Annotated in this window: 24 protein-coding genes; 21 read left to right on the top strand and 3 right to left on the bottom strand. The window is 37.0% G+C overall.

Translation table 11 applies throughout. From position 1 onward, the window contains the following. Window positions 1-129: 129 nt before the first annotated feature. On the bottom strand, window positions 130-450 hold the full coding sequence (locus tag PRVXT_RS10825) for a hypothetical protein (protein ID WP_350342885.1): 321 nt from the start codon (window positions 448-450) through the stop codon (window positions 130-132). Window positions 451-748: 298 nt separating this feature from the next. Here PRVXT_RS10825 and PRVXT_RS10820 point away from each other — a divergent pair, with 298 nt between their 5' ends. Beyond that, window positions 749-1,186, top strand: a complete 438-nt coding sequence (locus PRVXT_RS10820; protein WP_350342884.1) for a hypothetical protein — start codon at window positions 749-751, stop codon at window positions 1,184-1,186. 59 nt (window positions 1,187-1,245) lie between these two features. Here PRVXT_RS10820 and PRVXT_RS10815 read toward each other — a convergent pair whose 3' ends face one another. After that, window positions 1,246-1,506 carry a hypothetical protein gene (locus PRVXT_RS10815; RefSeq protein ID WP_350342883.1) on the bottom strand — a complete coding sequence of 87 codons (261 nt, stop codon included), beginning with the start codon at window positions 1,504-1,506 and terminating at the stop codon, window positions 1,246-1,248. A 419-nt stretch (window positions 1,507-1,925) separates the two neighbouring features. Here PRVXT_RS10815 and PRVXT_RS10810 point away from each other — a divergent pair, with 419 nt between their 5' ends. The 20 genes from PRVXT_RS10810 (at window position 1,926) to PRVXT_RS10715 (ending at window position 17,245) form a co-directional block, all read left to right on the top strand. Then, window positions 1,926-2,201 carry a hypothetical protein gene (locus PRVXT_RS10810; RefSeq protein ID WP_350342882.1) on the top strand — a complete coding sequence of 92 codons (276 nt, stop codon included), beginning with the start codon at window positions 1,926-1,928 and terminating at the stop codon, window positions 2,199-2,201. A 281-nt stretch (window positions 2,202-2,482) separates the two neighbouring features. Then, window positions 2,483-3,145, top strand: coding sequence for a class I SAM-dependent methyltransferase (locus PRVXT_RS10805; protein ID WP_350342881.1), 663 nt, complete (start codon window positions 2,483-2,485; stop codon window positions 3,143-3,145). Between the two features lie 289 nt (window positions 3,146-3,434). Further along, entirely contained in the window at window positions 3,435-4,505 is a 1,071-nt protein-coding gene (locus PRVXT_RS10800; protein WP_350342880.1) for an NAD(P)H-dependent flavin oxidoreductase, read from the top strand. Further along, a complete protein-coding gene (locus tag PRVXT_RS10795; RefSeq protein WP_350342879.1) occupies window positions 4,502-4,963 on the top strand; it encodes a MarR family winged helix-turn-helix transcriptional regulator in 462 nt (153 codons plus the stop codon). Before PRVXT_RS10800 ends, PRVXT_RS10795 begins: the two co-directional genes overlap by 4 nt. A 4-nt stretch (window positions 4,964-4,967) precedes the next feature. Beyond that, window positions 4,968-5,963, top strand: coding sequence for a beta-ketoacyl-ACP synthase III (locus PRVXT_RS10790; RefSeq protein ID WP_350342878.1), 996 nt, complete (start codon window positions 4,968-4,970; stop codon window positions 5,961-5,963). Between the two features lie 17 nt (window positions 5,964-5,980). Next, window positions 5,981-6,205 (top strand): acyl carrier protein, encoded by a 225-nt coding sequence (gene acpP / locus PRVXT_RS10785; RefSeq protein WP_350342877.1) that lies wholly within the window; start codon window positions 5,981-5,983, stop codon window positions 6,203-6,205. An 18-nt stretch (window positions 6,206-6,223) separates the two neighbouring features. Then, window positions 6,224-6,448, top strand: coding sequence for an acyl carrier protein (acpP, locus tag PRVXT_RS10780; protein ID WP_350342876.1), 225 nt, complete (start codon window positions 6,224-6,226; stop codon window positions 6,446-6,448). A gap of 25 nt (window positions 6,449-6,473) precedes the next feature. Next, a complete protein-coding gene (gene acpP, locus PRVXT_RS10775; protein ID WP_350342875.1) occupies window positions 6,474-6,701 on the top strand; it encodes an acyl carrier protein in 228 nt (75 codons plus the stop codon). A gap of 10 nt (window positions 6,702-6,711) precedes the next feature. Next, window positions 6,712-7,647: an enoyl-[acyl-carrier-protein] reductase FabK gene (gene fabK, locus PRVXT_RS10770; protein ID WP_350342874.1), complete on the top strand. Its 936-nt coding sequence runs from the start codon at window positions 6,712-6,714 to the stop codon at window positions 7,645-7,647. Between the two features lie 290 nt (window positions 7,648-7,937). Continuing rightward, window positions 7,938-8,873, top strand: a complete 936-nt coding sequence (gene fabD, locus PRVXT_RS10765; RefSeq protein ID WP_350342873.1) for an ACP S-malonyltransferase — start codon at window positions 7,938-7,940, stop codon at window positions 8,871-8,873. 33 nt (window positions 8,874-8,906) lie between these two features. Continuing rightward, the gene (fabG, locus tag PRVXT_RS10760; protein WP_350345150.1) at window positions 8,907-9,647 is read left to right on the top strand and encodes a 3-oxoacyl-[acyl-carrier-protein] reductase; all 741 of its coding nucleotides are present in this window, start codon (window positions 8,907-8,909) and stop codon (window positions 9,645-9,647) included. Between the two features lie 27 nt (window positions 9,648-9,674). After that, window positions 9,675-10,910: a beta-ketoacyl-ACP synthase II gene (fabF, locus tag PRVXT_RS10755; protein WP_350342872.1), complete on the top strand. Its 1,236-nt coding sequence runs from the start codon at window positions 9,675-9,677 to the stop codon at window positions 10,908-10,910. Window positions 10,911-10,913: 3 nt separating this feature from the next. Then, window positions 10,914-11,387 carry an acetyl-CoA carboxylase biotin carboxyl carrier protein gene (gene accB / locus PRVXT_RS10750; RefSeq protein ID WP_350342871.1) on the top strand — a complete coding sequence of 158 codons (474 nt, stop codon included), beginning with the start codon at window positions 10,914-10,916 and terminating at the stop codon, window positions 11,385-11,387. A 10-nt stretch (window positions 11,388-11,397) separates the two neighbouring features. Beyond that, window positions 11,398-11,826 (top strand): 3-hydroxyacyl-ACP dehydratase FabZ, encoded by a 429-nt coding sequence (fabZ, locus tag PRVXT_RS10745; protein WP_350342870.1) that lies wholly within the window; start codon window positions 11,398-11,400, stop codon window positions 11,824-11,826. 4 nt (window positions 11,827-11,830) lie between these two features. Continuing rightward, on the top strand, window positions 11,831-13,159 hold the full coding sequence (locus tag PRVXT_RS10740; protein WP_350342869.1) for an acetyl-CoA carboxylase biotin carboxylase subunit: 1,329 nt from the start codon (window positions 11,831-11,833) through the stop codon (window positions 13,157-13,159). A 47-nt stretch (window positions 13,160-13,206) separates the two neighbouring features. Next, entirely contained in the window at window positions 13,207-14,955 is a 1,749-nt protein-coding gene (gene accD, locus PRVXT_RS10735) for an acetyl-CoA carboxylase, carboxyltransferase subunit beta (RefSeq protein ID WP_350342868.1), read from the top strand. 66 nt (window positions 14,956-15,021) lie between these two features. After that, complete coding sequence (locus PRVXT_RS10730; RefSeq protein ID WP_350342867.1) at window positions 15,022-15,774, top strand: biotin--[acetyl-CoA-carboxylase] ligase; 753 nt, start codon at window positions 15,022-15,024, stop codon at window positions 15,772-15,774. 216 nt (window positions 15,775-15,990) lie between these two features. Then, the gene (locus PRVXT_RS10725; protein ID WP_350342866.1) at window positions 15,991-16,440 is read left to right on the top strand and encodes a LysM peptidoglycan-binding domain-containing protein; all 450 of its coding nucleotides are present in this window, start codon (window positions 15,991-15,993) and stop codon (window positions 16,438-16,440) included. A gap of 300 nt (window positions 16,441-16,740) precedes the next feature. Beyond that, complete coding sequence (locus PRVXT_RS10720) at window positions 16,741-16,959, top strand: DUF1538 family protein (RefSeq protein ID WP_350345149.1); 219 nt, start codon at window positions 16,741-16,743, stop codon at window positions 16,957-16,959. After that, on the top strand, window positions 16,937-17,245 hold the full coding sequence (locus PRVXT_RS10715; protein WP_350342865.1) for a DUF1538 family protein: 309 nt from the start codon (window positions 16,937-16,939) through the stop codon (window positions 17,243-17,245). The genes PRVXT_RS10720 and PRVXT_RS10715 overlap by 23 nt, the downstream gene beginning before the upstream one ends. Before the next feature lie 62 nt (window positions 17,246-17,307). Here the strand turns inward: PRVXT_RS10715 and PRVXT_RS10710 are convergent, their stop codons facing one another. Beyond that, window positions 17,308-19,353: a pullulanase gene (locus PRVXT_RS10710; RefSeq protein WP_350342864.1), complete on the bottom strand. Its 2,046-nt coding sequence runs from the start codon at window positions 19,351-19,353 to the stop codon at window positions 17,308-17,310. Between the last annotated feature and the right edge of the window lie 206 nt (window positions 19,354-19,559).

Below are 19,559 nucleotides of genomic sequence, written 5' to 3'. Positions count from 1 at the left end.
AGGCATTACAATTGCTACTACCGACGCAGCATGTAGCCAATTTCGAAAATTCCGTGGGCATTTTTTCACGGTTTTCCCCATATAACAAAAAAGCGTCCCAATTGAAAATTGGGACGCTTTTTTTTGAAACTACTCTACCCCATCTTGGGATTTTTCTACATGGTCGCGGATTTTTTCCTTAAGTTCTTCAGCCTGTTCTTCTGTGATTTTGCCTTTAGCTACTTTCTCATCAATTTTATCAAATATTTTTTGCATTTTTTCTTCGTCGATATCTTCAGCATCAAAACCAAACATCTCAAGGGTTTCCTCTGTGTTTTCCTCTTGCTCTAATTCAGGCTGCTGCTCATCATTCGTTACGCAGGAGGGGCAGGTTAAACTTTGACCAGAGGCAGGTACGGCATAAGCAAAAAATAGCAGAAAAGCTGCAAACAAAACTAAAATTTTTTTCAATGCTACACTTCCTTTCAAAAAATATGTTGCTTATAGTATGACCATATTGCTTTAGGAAGTTGTATTTTTTGGAGAAAAAATTAAAATGGTTGAACGGTGGTTAAGCAGTAGTCGAACTATAGTTAAGCAATGGTTAAACAATAGCTTCTATAGCAAGCTAAATTTTCCTATCTAATTATCAAACTTTTTTCTATTAACAAGTATGCTGTCTGGCTTATTTTTTTAAAACCTATCACACTCCTGTCACAAAAGCTGCCTATAATAAGGGTATACCAATTAACGAAAGGAAGTGAGTTAAATGAAAAAAGTTTTAATTGCAGTAGGAACTCTAGGCTTGATTGCTGCACTTACATTGCCTGCCTTTGCAAGCGAAGGTTTTATCGGAAATGGTGGTGGCTTTAGGTGGGGTGAAGAAAATGTAACTCCAATGGAGCAAGCAGCAGAAATAACCGGCGAAGACTACGAAGACATGAGAGAAAGAAGAGAGCAAGGTGAAACCTGCCATGATATTTTTGAAGATACTGGCGTAGACCTAGATGAAATGAGAGAGAGCAGACATCAAGAAATGCTAGACCGCATTGACGAAGCTGTAGCTTTAGGCGAAATTACCGAAGAAGAGGCCAACCAATTTAAGGAGCATATTGAAGAACGCTCAAACATGATGGATGGCAACGGCCCACACCACGGCCCTAAAGGCGGCATGAGAATGAATAGACAAGAGCGTCAAGGTAGATAAGTAAAAAAACAACCCTAAGGTGGGTTGTTTTTTACTTATCTACCGCGAACGAAATGCAACTACAGGTTTTCTTTTTTCTTATGCTTTATCCATAAAAAATATGGAAAAACAAAAATAATTATTCCAATCATTAAAAAGCTAGCTATTAACTCAGCTAATTTCGAATCATACCCCAATACAAACCTAGGTATAATTTCAATAGTCACTAGTAATATAGTAAAACCAATTACGTTAAAAAATGCGTTGTTCTTAATACTGGTTATTAACACCAAAATATCGAGAATAACTACTGGAAACAAAGCTATTTTCAAACCTGTCATATCTGCCGGAATGGAATCCCCAAATTTTGTCTTAAAATGTATTAAAAAAGAAATTAACAAATCCACCAAAAAAACCAAATGAAAGCAGTAATTTGAATAAACTTTGTGATGGTCTCCAATTTACAAATTTTTTAAGATTTTTCAAAACAACACTCCTCTTCATGTTTTTATTTCTGCATCTTTTTATTAAAACCTTTTTTTAAAAATATTTTCTATTTTATTTCTTTTAAGATATTAGTAATTTAGTAGTTGAAGTGGAAAGTTACCGCCTAAACAGCTAATAAAAGCCATTTTTATTATTGTAATTGATACCTAGCTCTTAAAACCTGCTACCAATTCTTAAACAAACTTATCACAAACCTGTCACATTAAAGGTATATAATCTATGTATACAACGTATAGAAAGGATGTGTTTACTGATGAGGAAGTTATTGATTGGTGCTGGGGTTTTGACACTTATTGTTGTTTTTGCAGTTCCTACATTTGCTAGTGAGAGTTTTTCTGGCTATGGCTGGGGTCGTGGTAGGTGTCATGGTTACTATGACGATGATAGCAATAGCTATAGTAGAAGTGAAATAAGAGAAGATAGGCAACAGCGAATGTTAGATCGTATTAATGAAAGAGTAGCAGATGGTGAAATAACGGTGGAAGAAGGGGAAATTCTAAAGGAACATATTTTAGATAATAACAATTAAGTAACTGGTCAGGGGCTGTATTTTAGAAAGATTAAATCTCTAAAATACAGCCCCATTTTTATATACTACCGTTTTAGTATTTCACTTCTTTACTTAAACTTTAAATAAGTTTTAAATTTTAAGAAAATTATTGTGGTCTAAAAACAATGGTTATATAATAAATATGTTACAGTGCCATGTGCAGTCATCATGGAAAATATAATTATAGGAAGGTGTTAATATGCCAGTAATTATCCTTAAATAGCTAACATGTTGGATTTTAATTTAAGGAGAGGAATAACATGAGTAATAATCTAGAAAAGATGAATCAGTTTTTTGACGTAAGAGCAGACTCTTACGATGAGCATATGAATAAATCAATAGGTAGCTTTGAAACTTACTATGTAAAGGTAGCAGACCCTATAAAGAACACCGATGAAACAATAGAGATACTTGACTTGGGATGCGGTACAGGCTTGGAGTTAAGAAGCATATTTGAAAAAGCGCCAAACGCTCGCATAACTTGCATAGACATGTCAGAAAAAATGTTGGAACTACTAAAGTCAAAGTATAGTGATAAACTCAACCAAATAAATATCATTCAAGGTTCATATACTGAACTAGACCTAGGCCAGCAAAAATATGATTACGTCATTTCTGTAATGACTATGCACCACTTGCTGCATAACGACAAAGAACAGCTATACAAAAAAATTAAAGAAGCGATCAAGCCAAACGGCACTTATATCGAAGGGGACTATGTGGTAACCAAGGAAAAGGAAGAAAATCTAGTAAACTTCCTTGAAGAAGTAGCTCAAAAACATGGTCTTCCCAAAGATGGATCATATCATATAGATATTCCTTTTTCGTTGGAAACTCAACGAAAGCTCTTTAGCAAGGCTGGTTTTGCAAAATTTGAAGTTGTTTTTAAAGAGGGCGAACATACAATAATTGTAAGTAAATAGTGTTTAGCGTCAAACCCACCTTCATTTGAAAAATTAAGGTGGGTTTATTTTTTATTGTTAAAATTTCTAAAAAACAAACTTGTAAAACGGTATACTTACGGGGGTTAAGGAGAGACTAAAAGCTTGTTAACCAGACGATTTTATACGATAGCCTTGACATTCAGTTTTTACTTAATGTATACTTTGATTATCAAACTAATAAATCCAGAAAGTACTTAAAAATAATATCTTTTTAATATGATGCTTTGGGAATCAAAATATTTTCAAAGCCTATAGGAGGAAAACAAAAATGAAACTAGCTCCTTTAAAAATTGGAAACCTACAATCAAAACTTCCTATAATACAAGGAGGTATGGGTATAGGAGTTTCTCTATCTAAATTAGCTGCAGCAGTTGCCAACGAAGGCGGAATAGGAACAATTTCTGGTGTGCAGATAGGGTTTAAAGATCCTGAATTTGAAACAGACAGCGAGAAAGCTAATATAAAGGCGTTGAAAAATGAAATAGCTAAGGCAAAAGAATTGGCACCAGAAGGTATCATTGCAGTAAACCTGATGGTAGCTTTATCAAACTATGATGATATGGTAAAGGCAGCGGTCGATGGAGGAGCAGATATAATAGTTTCCGGTGCCGGTATACCTAGTCGACTGCCGGAGCTGGTGCAGGGAAGAAAATGCAAACTAATACCAATAGTTTCTTCAGGTAAGGCGGCAAAAATCATTTGTAAACGTTGGAAGTCTAGGTACAATTATCTGCCCGACGGAATCATAGTTGAAGGACCAGACGCAGGTGGACACTTAGGATTCAGCATGGATCAGTTAATAGAAGGTGGAAATAAAGATTTAGAAACCATAGTCAAAGAAACAATCGAAATAGTAAGGCCCTTTGAAGAAGAGGATAAGAAAATACCTATAATTGCAGCTGGAGGAATATTTGACGGTAGCGATATAGCAAAATTTTTGCAGCTAGGAGCCTCTGGAGTGCAGATGGGTACAAGATTTATAGCAACTGAGGAATGCGATGCAAGCAAAGCTTATAAGAATGAGTTTATAAATTGCAAAAAAGGTGATATACAGCTTACACAAAGCCCTGTAGGCATGCCTGGTAGAGCTATAAGGAATAAATTTTTATCTAAGATAAGTGACGAAAGAAAAAATATAAGTAAATGCTATAACTGTTTAAGTAAGTGTAATCCAGCTACTACCCTTTACTGTATTTCTGAAGCATTACTTAATGCCGTAAAAGGTAATACTAAAGAAGGCTTGATTTTTACCGGAACTAATGGATATAAAATAGAAAAAATAGTTTCGGTAAAGGAGCTTATGCAACATTTAAAAAGAGAAGTGGGGGAAGGAATGTGAGTAAATCAGTATCGGTGTTAAATGAATTGTTGGTAGAGCTTTTTAATGACATTCTTATTATCGAACAAAACGCATTAAAAATAGGTGATTTTAGCGATTTATCCATTACGGAAATGCACACAATAGAAGCAGTGGGCAAAGAAAAACAGAGGACTATGTCCCAAGTGGCAACAGACCTAAAGGTCACTATCGGCACCTTAAGCATAGCTATCAACTCTTTAGTTAAAAAGGGTTATGTTGAAAAAGTGCGCTCTGAACGAGATAGAAGGATTGTATATTTAACCCTTACCAAAAAAGGAAAGCTAGCTTACAAAGTGCACGAGAAGTTCCATAATGAAATGGTTAAGCAAACTATCTCCGGACTTACCGAACAGGAGGAACAGGTGCTGATAAAGGCCTTAGAAAAATTAAACAAGTTTTTTAAGGAAAATAACCAGCTTGGAAAAGAAGGTGAGTAAAGCCATGAAAGAAGTACAAATTATAGCTACCGGCAGTTACGGACCTAAAAATGTGCTAACAAACGATGATCTTTCACAAGTCATTGATACCAACGATGAATGGATAAAATCACGAACCGGTATATCACAGCGGCGAATCTCTTTAGATGAAAACACCTCTGATATCGCCACTAAAGCTGCTCAAAAAGCGCTAGATAGTTCTGGACTAAAGCCAGAGGAGATTGACCTGATAATAGTAGCAACTGTAACACCAGATTGTTATACCCCATCTACTGCATGTATAGTACAGAAAAACCTAGCAGCTTCTACTGCAACCGCTTTTGATATAAACGCTGCTTGCTCTGGATTTATTTACTCTATGAATGTTGCGACCCAATTTATAAAAACCGGAGCTGTCAAAAATGCACTGATTATTGGGGCGGAAACTTTGTCTAAAATATGCGACTGGAATGATAGAAGCACCTGTGTGTTATTTGGAGATGGAGCAGGCGCTGCAATTTTAACAGCCGCTGAATCACCTGGCCTTTTATCAATTTACTCAGCTTCTGATGGGCAGGGAGAAGACCTTTTAAAATGTAAAGCAGCACCGTTGGGGATAAATAACACCGGCTTAACTGGAATGGAAAAAAGAGAGGATGGAAGCCTTAATTTTATATCTATGGAAGGTCGAGAGGTTTTCAAGTTTGCAGTAAAAGTTATGGCTGAAGGGATTAACAAGTTGCTAAATGATAATAGTTTAGATATAGAAGATGTTCAATATATAATCCCTCATCAAGCTAATCTGCGGATGATAGAATATATTTCAAAAAAGTTAAACGTTGATATGGATAAGCTTTATACAAACATTGAGCGTTACGGCAACACTTCATCTGCTAGCATCCCAATAGCTCTAGATGAAATGAACGAAAAAGGCCTACTAAAAAAAGGGGACAATATTCTTATGGTGGGCTTTGGTGGAGGACTCACTTGGGGTGGGGCTGCAGTTAAATGGAGTATATAAAATAAGGAGGAATAATGATGGTATTTGAAAAAATCAAAGGAATTATTGAAGAACAACTAGATGTCGATGAGGAAATAACAAAAAAAACGTCATTTGAGGATATGGGCGTGGATTCGCTGGATATTTTTCAGCTTGTTGTAGAACTAGAGGAAGCATTTGAAATTGAAATTGACGATTCAGAAGCAGCAGCAATGAAAACTGTTGGAGATGCGGTAGAGTTTGTGGAGAAAAAAACTAATTAAAATTAGGAGGCAATCAATATGGTATTTGAAAAAATCAAAGGGATTATTGAAGAACAACTAGATATTGATGAGGAAATAACAAAAGAAACATCTTTTGAAGATATGGGAGTGGACTCGCTGGATATTTTCCAGCTTGTTGTAGAGCTGGAGGAAGCATTTGAGATCGAGATTGACGATTCAGAGGCGGCATCAATGAAAACTGTTGGGGATGCGGTAGACTTTGTAGAAAAGAAAACAAAATAACTTAAAAATTAGGGGGAATTTTAAAATGGTATTTGAAAAAATAAAAGGAATTGTTGAGGAACAACTAGATATAGATGAGGAAATAACAAAAGAAACATCTTTTGAAGATATGGGAGTGGACTCGCTGGATATTTTTCAGCTTGTTGTAGAGCTGGAGGAAGCATTTGAGATTGAAATTGACGATTCAGAGGCAGCCTCTATGAAAACAATTGGAGATGCTGTAGAGTTTGTGGAAAAAAAGATTGCTAAATAGGAGGATAACTATGAAAAACAATTCTTTTTGCCAAACCATAGGTATAGATTATCCGATAATACAGGGGGGAATGGCTTGGGTTGCGGAAAGCACCTTAGCTGCAGCAGTATCTAACGCTGGAGGTTTGGGTGTAATCGCGTCAGGCAACGCTCCTGTCGAGTTTATTAAAGAGGAAATTAGAAAGGTAAAAAAGCTTACAGACAAACCTTTTGGTGTCAACATAATGCTTCTTAGCGAAAACGCCGACGAAGTAGCTCAGCTAGTTTGTGACGAAGGGGTAAAAGTGGTTACAACAGGTGCTGGAAACCCCGGTAAATATATTGGGAAATGGAAAGAGCATGGCATAAAAGTAATTCCTGTTGTGGCTTCAGTGGCGCTAGCTAAAAGAATGGAAAGGGTAGGAGTAGATGCCATTATTGCAGAAGGGTATGAAGCTGGCGGGCACGTAGGAGAAATAACTACTATGGCCTTAGTTCCGCAGGTTGTTGATTCTGTAAATATTTCTGTTATTGCAGCCGGTGGGATTGCTGATAACAGAGGGGTTGCAGCTTCCTTTATGCTAGGTGCCCATGGGGTGCAGGTTGGAACTCGATTTTTGGTTGCTGAAGAATGTATAATTCATGCTAATTACAAAAAGAAAGTTATAGATGCCAAAGATATTTTTACTATGGTAACCGGCAGAAGCACCGGACACCCAGTACGTATTTTAAGAAACAAACTGGCTAGGCAGTTTGCCAAGCTTGAAAAAGAGGGAGCATCTCCCGAAAAAATTGAAAAGCTGGGAAGCGGAGCGCTAGCAAAAGCGGTAAGAGAAGGGGATATAGACCAAGGATCGCTAATGGCCGGCCAGGTAGCAGGAATGGTCTCCAAGGAGGAGACTTGTAAGGATATAATACAAGATTTAATGAATTTATCAGAGCTTAAAGGAAGGTTGGATTTGTTTTAGGTTTGTGTTTAGGTGAGAAATAGTAAAACCACTTATTAATTACTTTTGGAATAATACTTTATTTATTATAATTCTTCCAGGCAATGGATGGATCACTAGGCTAAACCGACCTTTGGAAAAATCAAAAATATGGTTAACCAAAGATGTTCCAACCTCCAACCTCCATTTCCTATTACTAGTTTGTAGGGGTGGATCTCTGTGTCCACCCCTGACCCAGGTAAGGGTTATGAATTTTTATACCCACCTCCAACCTCCCACTTCACACTACCAAAACAAGGAGTGTCCCGTTTATGGATAAAAAAATTGCTTTTTTATTCCCAGGTCAAGGTTCTCAGTTTGTTGGCATGGGAAAGGAGCTTAATGATAACTTTCAAGTATGTAAAGAAGTATACGAAAAGGCAGATGGAGCTTTAGGTTATAGTATTTCTGATATCTGCTTTAACGGTCCCCAAGATAAGTTAGACAATACTGAGTATACTCAGCCGGCGGTGTTGACAACTAGTGTTGCTACCTTAAAACTACTTCAAAAAGAGGGTATAAAACCGACTGTTGCAGCTGGGCTTAGTCTCGGTGAGTACTCTGCTTTGGTTTGCATCGGTATGTTGGATTTTGAAGAAGGGGTAAAGCTTATTCAAAAAAGGGGACAGTTCATGCAACAGGCTGTACCTTCCGGAATCGGTGGTATGGCCGCTGTTATCGGTCTTAATCAACATCAAATAAAAGAAGTCTGCTACAAAGCTTCAACTTTTGGTGTTGTGGAGCCGGCAAACTTTAATTGCCCTGGACAAATAGTTATTGCTGGGGAAATAGAAGCCCTTAAAAAAGCCTGTGAAATTGCAAAAAACCATGGGGCTTTAAAGGCTATTATGTTAAATGTAAGTGGACCATTTCATAGCTCCATGCTCAAAGAAGCTGCAGAAAACCTTAAAAAGGAACTAGAAAATGTACAGTTTCTAGATAGTGAAATAAACGTAATTACTAATGTAACAGGAGACTATTTAGATAAAGCAGCGGTTAAAGAAACTTTAGAAGACCAGGTCAAAAGTCCAGTAAAATGGGAGCAAACTATAAAAAAAATGCTAGATGATGGCATCGATACTTTTATAGAAGTAGGACCTGGTAGAACCCTTAGCGGTTTTGTCAAAAAGATTAACAGAAGAGCAAAAACATATAACATTCAAGACCTTAAATCATTAGAAAAGACTGTAAAAGGAATTAAAAAATAATCAAGTTGGAGTGATCTTGCAGTGGAAAATAAAATGTTGCAGGGAAAGACGGCATTAGTTACTGGCGGAAGTAGAGGTATTGGAAGAGCAATAGCTATTAAGCTGGCAAAGCTTGGTGCTAACCTTGTGCTAAACTACAGAAGCTCAAGTCAAGCGGTAGAAGAAGTAGTGGAAGAGATAAAAGGGTATGGCGTTGAAGCCATTGCGGTGCAGGGCGATGTAAGTAGCTTTGAACAGTCGCAAAGCGTAATTAAAAAGGCGGTAGAACACTTTAACTCTTTAGATATCCTAGTAAACAATGCAGGAATAACAGCTGACGGACTTATAATGAGGATGAAGGAAGAAGACTTTGATAAAGTTGTACAGGTAAATCTTAAAGGAGCTTTTAACTGTATAAGACACGGATCTACCCAAATGATTAGGCAAAAAAGCGGCAAAATTATCAATATAGCATCAGTAATTGGAATTACAGGAAATGCTGGACAGTCAAATTACGCCGCGGCAAAAGCGGGAATGATAGGACTGACGAAATCGGTAGCTAAAGAACTAGCTCCTAGGGGGATTACAGTCAACGCCTTAGCACCAGGTTTTATTGAAACCGATATGACTAAGGTGTTAGGTGATAAAGTTAAAGAAGAATCCCTTAAAAATATTCCCCTTAAAAAGTTTGGCTCTCCGGAGGATATAGCGGAAGCAGTAGGATTTTTAGCGTCGGAAAAGGCTTCGTATATAACCGGGCAGGTGTTAAATGTAGACGGTGGTATGGTTATATAGTAAACCAATACAAAAGAGGTGTTTGTTTTGAAAAAAAGAGTTGTAGTTACAGGTTTAGGGGCCGTCACCCCGCTAGGAAATAACGTAAACGATTATTGGAAAAACTTAAAAAGTGGAAAAAATGGGATTGATTTTATCTCAACCTTTGATACAGAAGACTTTAAGGTTAAATTAGCAGCTGAGGTAAAGGATTTTGATACTGATTCCATCGGCAAAAAGCATGCTAAAAGAATGGATAGATATTGTCAGTTTGCTATAGCAGCTGCTGATGAAGCTATTTCTAACTCCCAGCTAGACTTAGAAAACGTAAACAAACATAGACTTGGTGTCGTTGTTGGATCAGGTATCGGTGGAATTGAAACCATCGAGAAGCAACAACAAAAACTTTTGGAAAAAGGACCTAATAGGGTGCACCCGTTATTTATTCCTAAAATTATCAGTAACATGGCTGCCGGTAACATCGCCATACGGTTTGAAGCGAAAGGCGTTTGTACAAATATCGTAACAGCTTGTGCTACTGGTACCGATTGCATTGGCCAGGCCTATAAAATGATAGAAAATAATGTTGCCGATATAATTATTGCAGGAGGAGCAGAGGCTTCTATTACCCCTCTTTCTATGGCTGGGTTTACTTCCCTTACAGCTTTAAGTAAAAGCACAGATCCAAACAGAGCTTCTATTCCTTTTGATAAAGAAAGAAACGGTTTTGTAATGGGTGAAGGTGCAGGGGTAGTTATATTAGAATCTTTGGAGCACGCGCAAAAGCGTGGTGCAAAAATTTACAGCGAAGTGGTCGGCTATGGGTCAACCTGCGATGCCCATCACATGACCTCACCGGCCCCTGAAGGAGAGGGAGCTGCAAGGGCTATGAAGATAGCGCTGGAGGAAGGGCAAATTGAAGCTAAAGAAGTGGCTTACATTAACGCCCATGGAACAAGCACTGAATATAACGATAAATTTGAAACTCAAGCTATAAAGAGTGTCTTTGGTGAAGCAGCAAAAGATGTGCTGGTTAGCTCAACAAAATCAGCGACCGGTCATTTATTAGGAGCAGCGGGAGCGATAGAGGCTATAGCTTCTATTAAAGCTTTAGAAGATTCCTTTGCACCTCCTACACTGGGGTATTCCGTTTTTGATGAAGAATGTGATCTAGATTATGTTCCAAACAAGGGGAAACAAAAAGATATGAAATATGCAATGTCTAATTCCCTCGGTTTTGGCGGGCACAACGGCGTAATTCTATTTAAAAAATGGAGTGAGTAGAAAATGAATGTAAAAGAAATTACAGAGCTTATAAAGGTCATGAACAAATCAAATCTTACTAAGCTAGAAATACAGGAAAATGCTATTTCTATAAAGATGGAAAAACAAGGCGGAAAAGTAGTGCTAGATAAAACTGAACAAGTGGAGGCCATGCCAAAAGTGGAGGAGAATCCACAACCAAAGGTGGAGGAAAAGGTTTCGCAACCCTCTGCTAAAGAGGAGCACGATGACGGCAACACTTTAATAGTGACTTCACCTATAGTTGGCACATTTTATGAAGCACCGGCTCCAGACAAACCGCCGTATGTTCAGGTAGGTAGTAATGTTGCAGTTGGAGATACACTTTGTATTGTGGAAGCAATGAAAATCATGAATGAGATTGACAGCGAGGTTTGTGGTAAGGTTGTGGAAGTGCTGGTTAATGACGGCGAAATGGTGGAATATGGCCAAGAGCTGTTTAAAATTGCAAAACAGTAGGAGGTAACTTATGACTTCTTTAAATGCAGAAGAAATAAAAAAAATAATCCCCCACAGATATCCTTTTTTGTTGGTGGATAAAATAACAGAGATTGAAGAAGGGAAAAAAGCAACAGGATATAAAAATGTTACGATAAATGAAGAATTTTTTAACGGACATTTTCCTAATAACCCTGTAATGCCGGGAGTTCTTATAATTGAAGCATTAGCTCAGGTTGGGGCGGTAGCTATGTTAAGTACCGACGAATTTTCAGGGAAAACCGCTTATTTTACCGGTATTAACAAAGCTAAATTTAGAAGAAAAGTCATCCCCGGCGACGTGTTAAAGTTAGAGGCGGAACTTGTTAGGGCAAGAAGAAATGCAGGAGTTGCCAAAGTACAGGCCAGCGTTGATGGTCAAAAGGCAGCGGAAGCAGAAATCATGTTCATGATAGGGTGATAACATGTTTAAAAAAATATTGATTGCAAACCGTGGAGAGATTGCAATTAGAATAATAAGAGCTTGTAGAGAGATGGGAATAGAAACTGTAGCTATTTATTCCACTATAGACAAGGAAGCATTGCATGTACAGATGGCTGATGAGGCGGTATGTGTCGGTCCGCCAACAGATAGCTATACTAACATTGGCAGAATATTAAGTGCTACGGTGTTAACCGGTGCAGAGGCAATTCATCCTGGATTTGGGTTTTTGTCGGAAAACAGTCGTTTTGCCCAGATGTGCCAGGAATGCAACATTACCTTTATAGGCCCCGATGCCGAAATCATAGAAAAAATGGGCAATAAATCCAACGCAAGAAAACTTATGATGGAAGCTAATGTCCCTGTTATACCAGGGTCAAAAGAGCCTATAGCTGATGATGAAAAAGCTCTAAAAACGGCAGAAGAAATAGGCTATCCAGTAATGATAAAAGCCTCTGCCGGTGGCGGAGGTCGTGGAATAAGGGTGGTAAAAGAAGAAGGAGAGCTTTTAGATGCTTTAAACATGGCCAAAAAGGAAGCAAAGGCAGCTTTTGGCGATGACACTATGTACATGGAAAAGTTTTTGGAAAAACCTCGACATGTGGAAATACAAATTCTAGCTGACCATTATGGCAACACCATCCATTTAGGCGAAAGAGATTGCTCTATCCAAAGGCGGAACCAAAAAGTTCTAGAGGAAGGGCCTTGCCCCGTAATGACAAAAGAGCTAAGAGATAAAATGGGTCAAGCAGCTGTAAATGCAGCTCAGTATGTAGGATACAAAAACGCTGGAACCATAGAATTTTTATTAGATAATCATAATAATTTTTACTTTATGGAAATGAATACCAGGATACAGGTGGAGCACCCGGTAACAGAGTTTATTACCGGCGTTGATTTAATCAAAGAGCAGGTCAAAATTGCTGCAGGACAGCAGCTTAAGCTGCTGCAGGAAGATATTAAAATTAGCGGCCATGCTATAGAGTGTCGGATAAACGCAGAAGATCCTAAGCGAAACTTTATGCCCAGTCCCGGTAAAGTAGAGGTGCTTTTTATGCCTGGTGGTTTAGGTGTTAGAGTGGACACTTTACTTTTTGATGGATATGTAATTCCTCCTTCCTATGATTCAATGGTTGCAAAACTGATAGTTCATGGAAAAGATAGAGAAGAGGCTATTAACAAAATGAGAAGGGCGTTAGGAGAGTTTTTACTAGATGGTATAAGTACCAACATTGATTTTCAATTTAGCATCATTAACAATCCAAAATTTTTAGCAGGTGAGTATGATACTGGATTTGTTTCAAACCTGTAAGATGGATTTAAAAGCCTTTAAAGAGGGTGTAAAGGGAGTTGGTTTAGGTGTTTAAAAGATTGTTTAAAAAAACTAAATATATAACTGTAAGTCCAGACAAACTTGAGGGATATAAAAGCCAAAATGCAAAAAGTGATGAAAAACAAGCCCTAAAACCTAACATTCCTACTGGAATGTGGCTTAAATGTAATAGGTGCGGTCAGGTAATATATAAAAAAGATTTAGAAGGAACTTATAAAGTTTGTGGATTTTGCACTTACCATATTAGATTATCTGCTAGAGAACGAATAGAACAAGTAATTGATCAAGGAACCTGGACAGAAATAAATGAAAATATCAAATCACAAAACCCTCTAGACTTTGAAGGCTATCCCGAAAAGGTTGCAGCATTAGAAGAAAAAACCGGCTTAAATGAAGCGGTCGTTAGCGGCATAGGCAAGATAAATGGACAAAGCGCGGTGCTTTGTGTAATGGACAGTAGATTTATGATGGGAAGTATGGGTTCTGTAGTAGGAGAGAAAATTACCAGAGCGGCTGAAAAGGCTATAGAAGAAAAACTACCTTTAATTGTGTTTACTGCGTCTGGTGGTGCTAGGATGCAGGAAGGAATTTTTTCCTTGATGCAAATGGCGAAGGTAAGTGCTGCAATTTCAAAGCTTAATGAAGCAGGATTACTTTATATTCCTGTGTTGACAGATCCAACTACCGGTGGAGTAACTGCCAGCTTTGCTATGTTAGGAGATATCATTATATCAGAACCAAAAGCTTTAATTGGGTTTGCAGGAAAAAGAGTTATCGAACAAACAATAAATCAGAAGCTTCCAGAGGGATTTCAAAGCGCAGAGTTTTTGCTAGAAAAAGGTTTTATAGATAAGATAATACACAGAGAAGACTTAAAGGATACTTTAGGGAAAATCCTTGAGATGCACAGTAATAATAAGTTCGAATTAACCACAACTGAAAGCAATCAAACTTCCAATAACAAAGTAAGCCAAAGTGTAACTCCTTTTGAAAAAGTTAAATTAGCTAGAAAGTTAGCTCGCCCTACATCTTTAGATTTTATAGAAGAGATATTTGATGGATTTATTGAGTTACATGGTGATAGATATTTTGGCGATGATGGATGTGTGATAGGAGGCTTGGCATATCTAAATGGTATTGTGGTAACGGTTATAGGTCAACAAAAAGGAAGAAATCTTAAAGAGAATATTAAAAGGAACTTTGGTATGCCTAATCCAGAGGGGTACAGAAAGGCATTGCGCTTAATGAAGCAAGCGGAAAAATTTAATCGACCTGTAATATGCTTTGCAGATACCCCGGGAGCGTATTGTGGAATTGGTGCGGAAGAAAGAGGGCAGGGTGAGGCAATTGCTCAAAACCTTACTCAAATGGCGGCACTTAAAACCCCAATACTATCTATCGTCATAGGAGAAGGGGGAAGTGGTGGAGCGTTAGCTTTGACAGTGGCAGATGAAGTTTATATGCTTGAGCATGCTATATATTCAGTGCTTTCGCCAGAAGGCTTTGCTTCTATTTTATGGAAAGATGCCAGCAGAGCTCAAGAAGCTGCCAACATAATGGGAATTACAGCACAAGATTTAAAGAAATTCGGCATAATAGAAAAAATTATACCAGAGCCTAGTGGTGATGCTAGCATTTCACCAAAGGAGACGGCAAAATTAATAAAGTATAATATTGTAAAAGGGTTAGAGAATAAATTAGAAGAAGATGTCAATAGCCTATTAGAAAAGCGTTATAATAAATTTAGAAAAATAGGTCAGTATGTAGAAAGTTAGCGGCTATTAGGCTGTTAACTTTCTATATACTGAAAAATGGTGCGCTTGCAGAATAGAGGGTTTTCAATGTTAGGAAGAAAAGTAATAAATTTAAAGGATGTAGAATCCACCAATTCTTACGCTCAAAAATTAGCTCAAGCTGATTACCCTGAGGGAACGGTGGTCTTTTCTGAAAAACAAACAAAGGGAAGAGGGCGGCAAGGACGAAGTTGGCTTTCTTTAGAAGGTAAAGGCTTATATATGAGCGCTATATTACGCCCACCTTTTGATGCACAGGAAGCTCAAATTCTTACTCCTTTATCAGCGGCTGCAGTTTGTATGGCTTTAAGAAATTTAGGATTTAAAGCTATGGTTAAGTGGCCGAACGATATATATATTAGTGGCAAAAAAGTTTCTGGGATTTTAACAGAGACAACTTTATCGGCAAATAAAATTGCTTATGCCGTGGTCGGAATCGGAATTAACTTAAACCACACAAAAAAGGATTTTCCCCTTGAATTGCAGCAAAAGTCTACTTCTTTAAGAATGGAAAAAGGTTTTCCAGCAAAAAGACGCCAGGTTGCCGATAAACTGATTTTTAATTTTAATATGCTATATGATGAGTTAATAAAATCTGGGCATATAAATAGTTCGATAAAAATATGTAATGAGTACTCCTTCTTAAAAGGGAAAATAGTTACTATAAAAAACCAAGGATGTACTATAACAGGATTGGCAAGGAAAATAAATTCAAATGGATCCTTAAGTATAAAAAAGAAAGACGGAGAAATAAAAGAAGTTGTATCAGGTGAACTTAACAAAACTATTTCGAGTATTTAAAAATTCTCGAAATAGTTTTGTTTTTAGATAATAAAATGCTGTTAAACATATTTTCCAGTTGTAAAGGGTTTTGAAATCACTATCTTTTTGTTTCATCTTAGTAGGAAGGTGGCTCCCATTGATTTTAAGTTTTGATTTTAAAAATTAAGTAAAAGTGTCACCAGTATCTAATACTTTGAATATATTACTATGAGTTTAAAAATAAGGGGTGACCACATGGATTCTAGGAAAGAAATGTACGAGTATGGACAGCAGGATGAAAAGACAGGACCACGAAAAAAAGGCAAAAAAGGTGCTAATGAAGAGACGCAAGTCGGGGCTGGTTCAGTTAGTGGTAAATTTGGAGAAATCATAAAAAACCACAACCATCTTTTCCATTTTCATTTTTTTGCTCCTAACCACCTGATAGGCCTTCCAACTGTAGGTACAACTTGTCGCATTCCAACCACCTGTCCAGCAGGTTTTGAAGGACGGTATATAGTTAAAACTGGAGATAGTATGTATTTTATTGCTCAGCGATGCGGAGTAAGTGTTCAAGCTTTGATTAATGCCAACCCCCATATATCAAATCCTAATGTAATATATCCTTGTGATGTATTATGTGTACCTCCTAGATGTGCTGATTTTATAGGGGATGACCCTAATTTTTGTAATTGTTCTAAATAACTACAATCAACATCAAATAAGAAAATCTGGCAGTTTTTGCTGTCTGATTTTCTTATTTTTTGGCTCTGTTATTAACTAACCTAAGGTTATTCGAACGCTATTTGCGTGTTATCTTTTTCAGCAACTTTCCAAGTATGTTATAATTTTAATTAGTATACATAAAATCATAGCAGGTTATGAAAGGAGTGAAAATAATTGAACCTTTTTGGAGAAAAATTTAGAGATGTTATTACTTCAGTCTTACCTGTTGCAATAATTGTGCTAATCCTAAATTTTACCCTAGTTCCTTTAGAAACTCCTATGTTAGTTAGCTTTTTACTGGGTTCGGTTTTTATTATTGTTGGCCTTACACTATTTTTAATAGGTGTTGATATTGGCATTACGTCCTTTGGCGGATTAATAGGAAAATCATTACTTAAAGCTAATAAGCTCTGGATTATAATAAATCTCAGGTCTAATTCTTGGTTTTCTAATATCTATTGCGGAGCCCAGTCTTTTGGTTTTAGCAAACCAAATTGAAACAGTAACCACTGGCGAAATAACAAGTTTTACAATGTTGATAGTGGTTTCGTTAGGTTTAGCTGTTATGGTTTCTTTTGGTTTAATAAGAATTATGTTTAATATACCGTTATACATAATTTTAACAGTGCTTTATTCAATAGTGTTTATACTAGCTATTTTCACAACACCGGAATTTTTAGCCACTCTTTTGACGCTTCTGCTTCTACCACTGGGTGCTGGCAGTACCATTTATTCTGGCGCCAGTAGCTGCCCCACCTGCATCAATATGGATTTTTTTAATTAAAAGAAATTATAAGTGTTAAAAAGTCCCTGCTGAACGCGAGGGACTTTTTATATAAGTTGGTATTAAGCTTTGAACACAACAGAAGTTAGCGGGTCTATTTTGATATCTTCTTTTGTTAGTAAAAACCCCACAGGATTTGATATGGCTTTTGTACCAGCTTGTTTCTGGTCAGCTAGAACTACTTTTTCAGTTAAGTCTACATTCAAGGAAAGTTTACGCTCTTTATTATCTGCGTTAATAAATACATAATAAATTTGCCCATCTGTAGATTTACAGCTGTACGCTATCACTAGATCTGTTTCTTTTATGTTTGGACAGGTAATTAATGAAACATTACTTTCAATTAAGTTTTTACAACCAAGTCTGAAGGCGTCAGTTGATCTTCTTAAATGAATTAGGCCCTCTGTATATTTTTGAGTATCGGTGTTTACTGAAAAATTCTTGTCATCAGTGACTTTTTGCCATTCAAATTTGTTGATTGCATCTGATGACTGGTAGGAATCATGAATAAAGTACGGGAATTTAAAGGGGGTGTTGTTTTCATCAGTCATGTAAGTGGATTTATATGGGGCCTCATTAGCTTTCGCCTTATATTGTTTGGTGCGCCCATACTCTTGGCCAGCGTGAATGAAAGCAATGCCTTGAGAGGTTAAAAGCATTGTATTACCTAGGCGGATACGCTTATGAATTTCCAAATCATTTTCTGGTATATCAGGATCTTTTTTAATGGAGTAGGCGATAACATCATATAATGTTAAATTGTCATGAGCTTCTATATAAGGGACAACATCCCCAGGACTAGTTGTACTAAAATTATGAGGCTCAGCCTTAATGTTATCAAATACTTTTTTTATATTTCTTGCCCCCCCTGTCAAAAAACGTGGTGTCCCTTCGTGGCCGAAACCAGATTTAAGTTCATCTCTAAATTCATCGGAGAAGCAACCAACTGCATTTGTATGCTCCATCCAATCCTGGTCTGCGGGCATCACGTCATCTCCCTCGTCACCCACATATGTTCTCCAGCCCTCACCAATCATTAAAATGTTTGGGTTTAATTTTTTAGCTTCATCATAAGCTATTTGAATGCTTTCTGAATCATGATCTCCCATCATATCAAATCTAAAACCATCTACTTTAAATTCATCGGTCCAATATAAAATGGAATCCACTAATATTTTACGAGACATTTTATGAGTGGTGCCAAGGCGACCACCGCCAAAGCTTGTTCTGGGTGTTCCATCTTTGTCCATGAAATGATAGTAGTTGGGAACCAAATTTTCAAGTATCCCAACATCAGCGGTGTGGTTATATACAACATCAAGGATAACCCCCATATTTCGGTTATGTATTTCAGAAATAAGCTGTTTAAGCTCTGAAATTCGTAGTTCTGGATCATTGGGGTCTTCGGAATACATGCCGGAAACGGAAAAATAACTGTGTGGATCGTATCCCCAATTATAATTCGTTCCATAGGATTGATATTGGAGTATTCTTTTGTTGTTTTCTAACTCATTTCTAAAAAAATAGCTCATGATGGGTAATAATTGAATATGAGTTATTCCTAAGGCTTTTATATAGTCTAGTTTATCTATAAAAGCCTTAAATGTCCCAAACTGTGACGTTAGGTCACTTTCTATAAAAGGGTCAGATGTAAAGTCGCGAACATGTACTTCATAAATAATAGCATCTTCTCTTTTTTTAAATCCTGGAATGTTAGCAAAGGATAGCTTAGGGCCTAAAGTTGCAGGATCAATTATAGCCGCTTTGCCGTAAGGATATTTTTCAGAGATAGAGTGATGATTCCATGCTGCCATTGATTTCGCGTAAGGATCAAGGGCTACTTTTACTTTGGAGCCATGAGTAATTTTAAAATGATAATAATACCCTCTTAAGCTTGTAAGGCCGGTGTTTTTAGTATTTAAGGTAATCTTCCATACACCGCTATTTTCTTGCATCAACTTCAGATCATTTTTAATTATCTTATTTTGGTCGTGCTTATCATAAAGTATGATAGAGACATTATCGGCTTTTGGAGACCACACCTTAATAGTTGCAGAACCATCCTTGTTTAATCTGGGACCTAACGGCCCGCTATAAGTATTAATCATAAATATTACCCCTCCCTTAATTTAATTTTGTGCAAGCGTTTTCATAAAGTTAATACTAACATATATAGTTCAAAAATTAAACTTTTACATTAATGTTTGTTTTAAAAATATTTCTTTTAGATAACTGCTTTTTAACATATGACAAGTTGTTTATAAGTTAAAGGATTTTTATTTGGTGGTAACGAATTTATATTACTAGAGGTAGT

Source organism: Proteinivorax tanatarense (genome assembly GCF_040267685.1).
Lineage (GTDB): Bacteria > Bacillota > Proteinivoracia > Proteinivoracales > Proteinivoracaceae > Proteinivorax > Proteinivorax tanatarense.
This window is presented reverse-complemented; position numbering and strand designations above follow the sequence as displayed.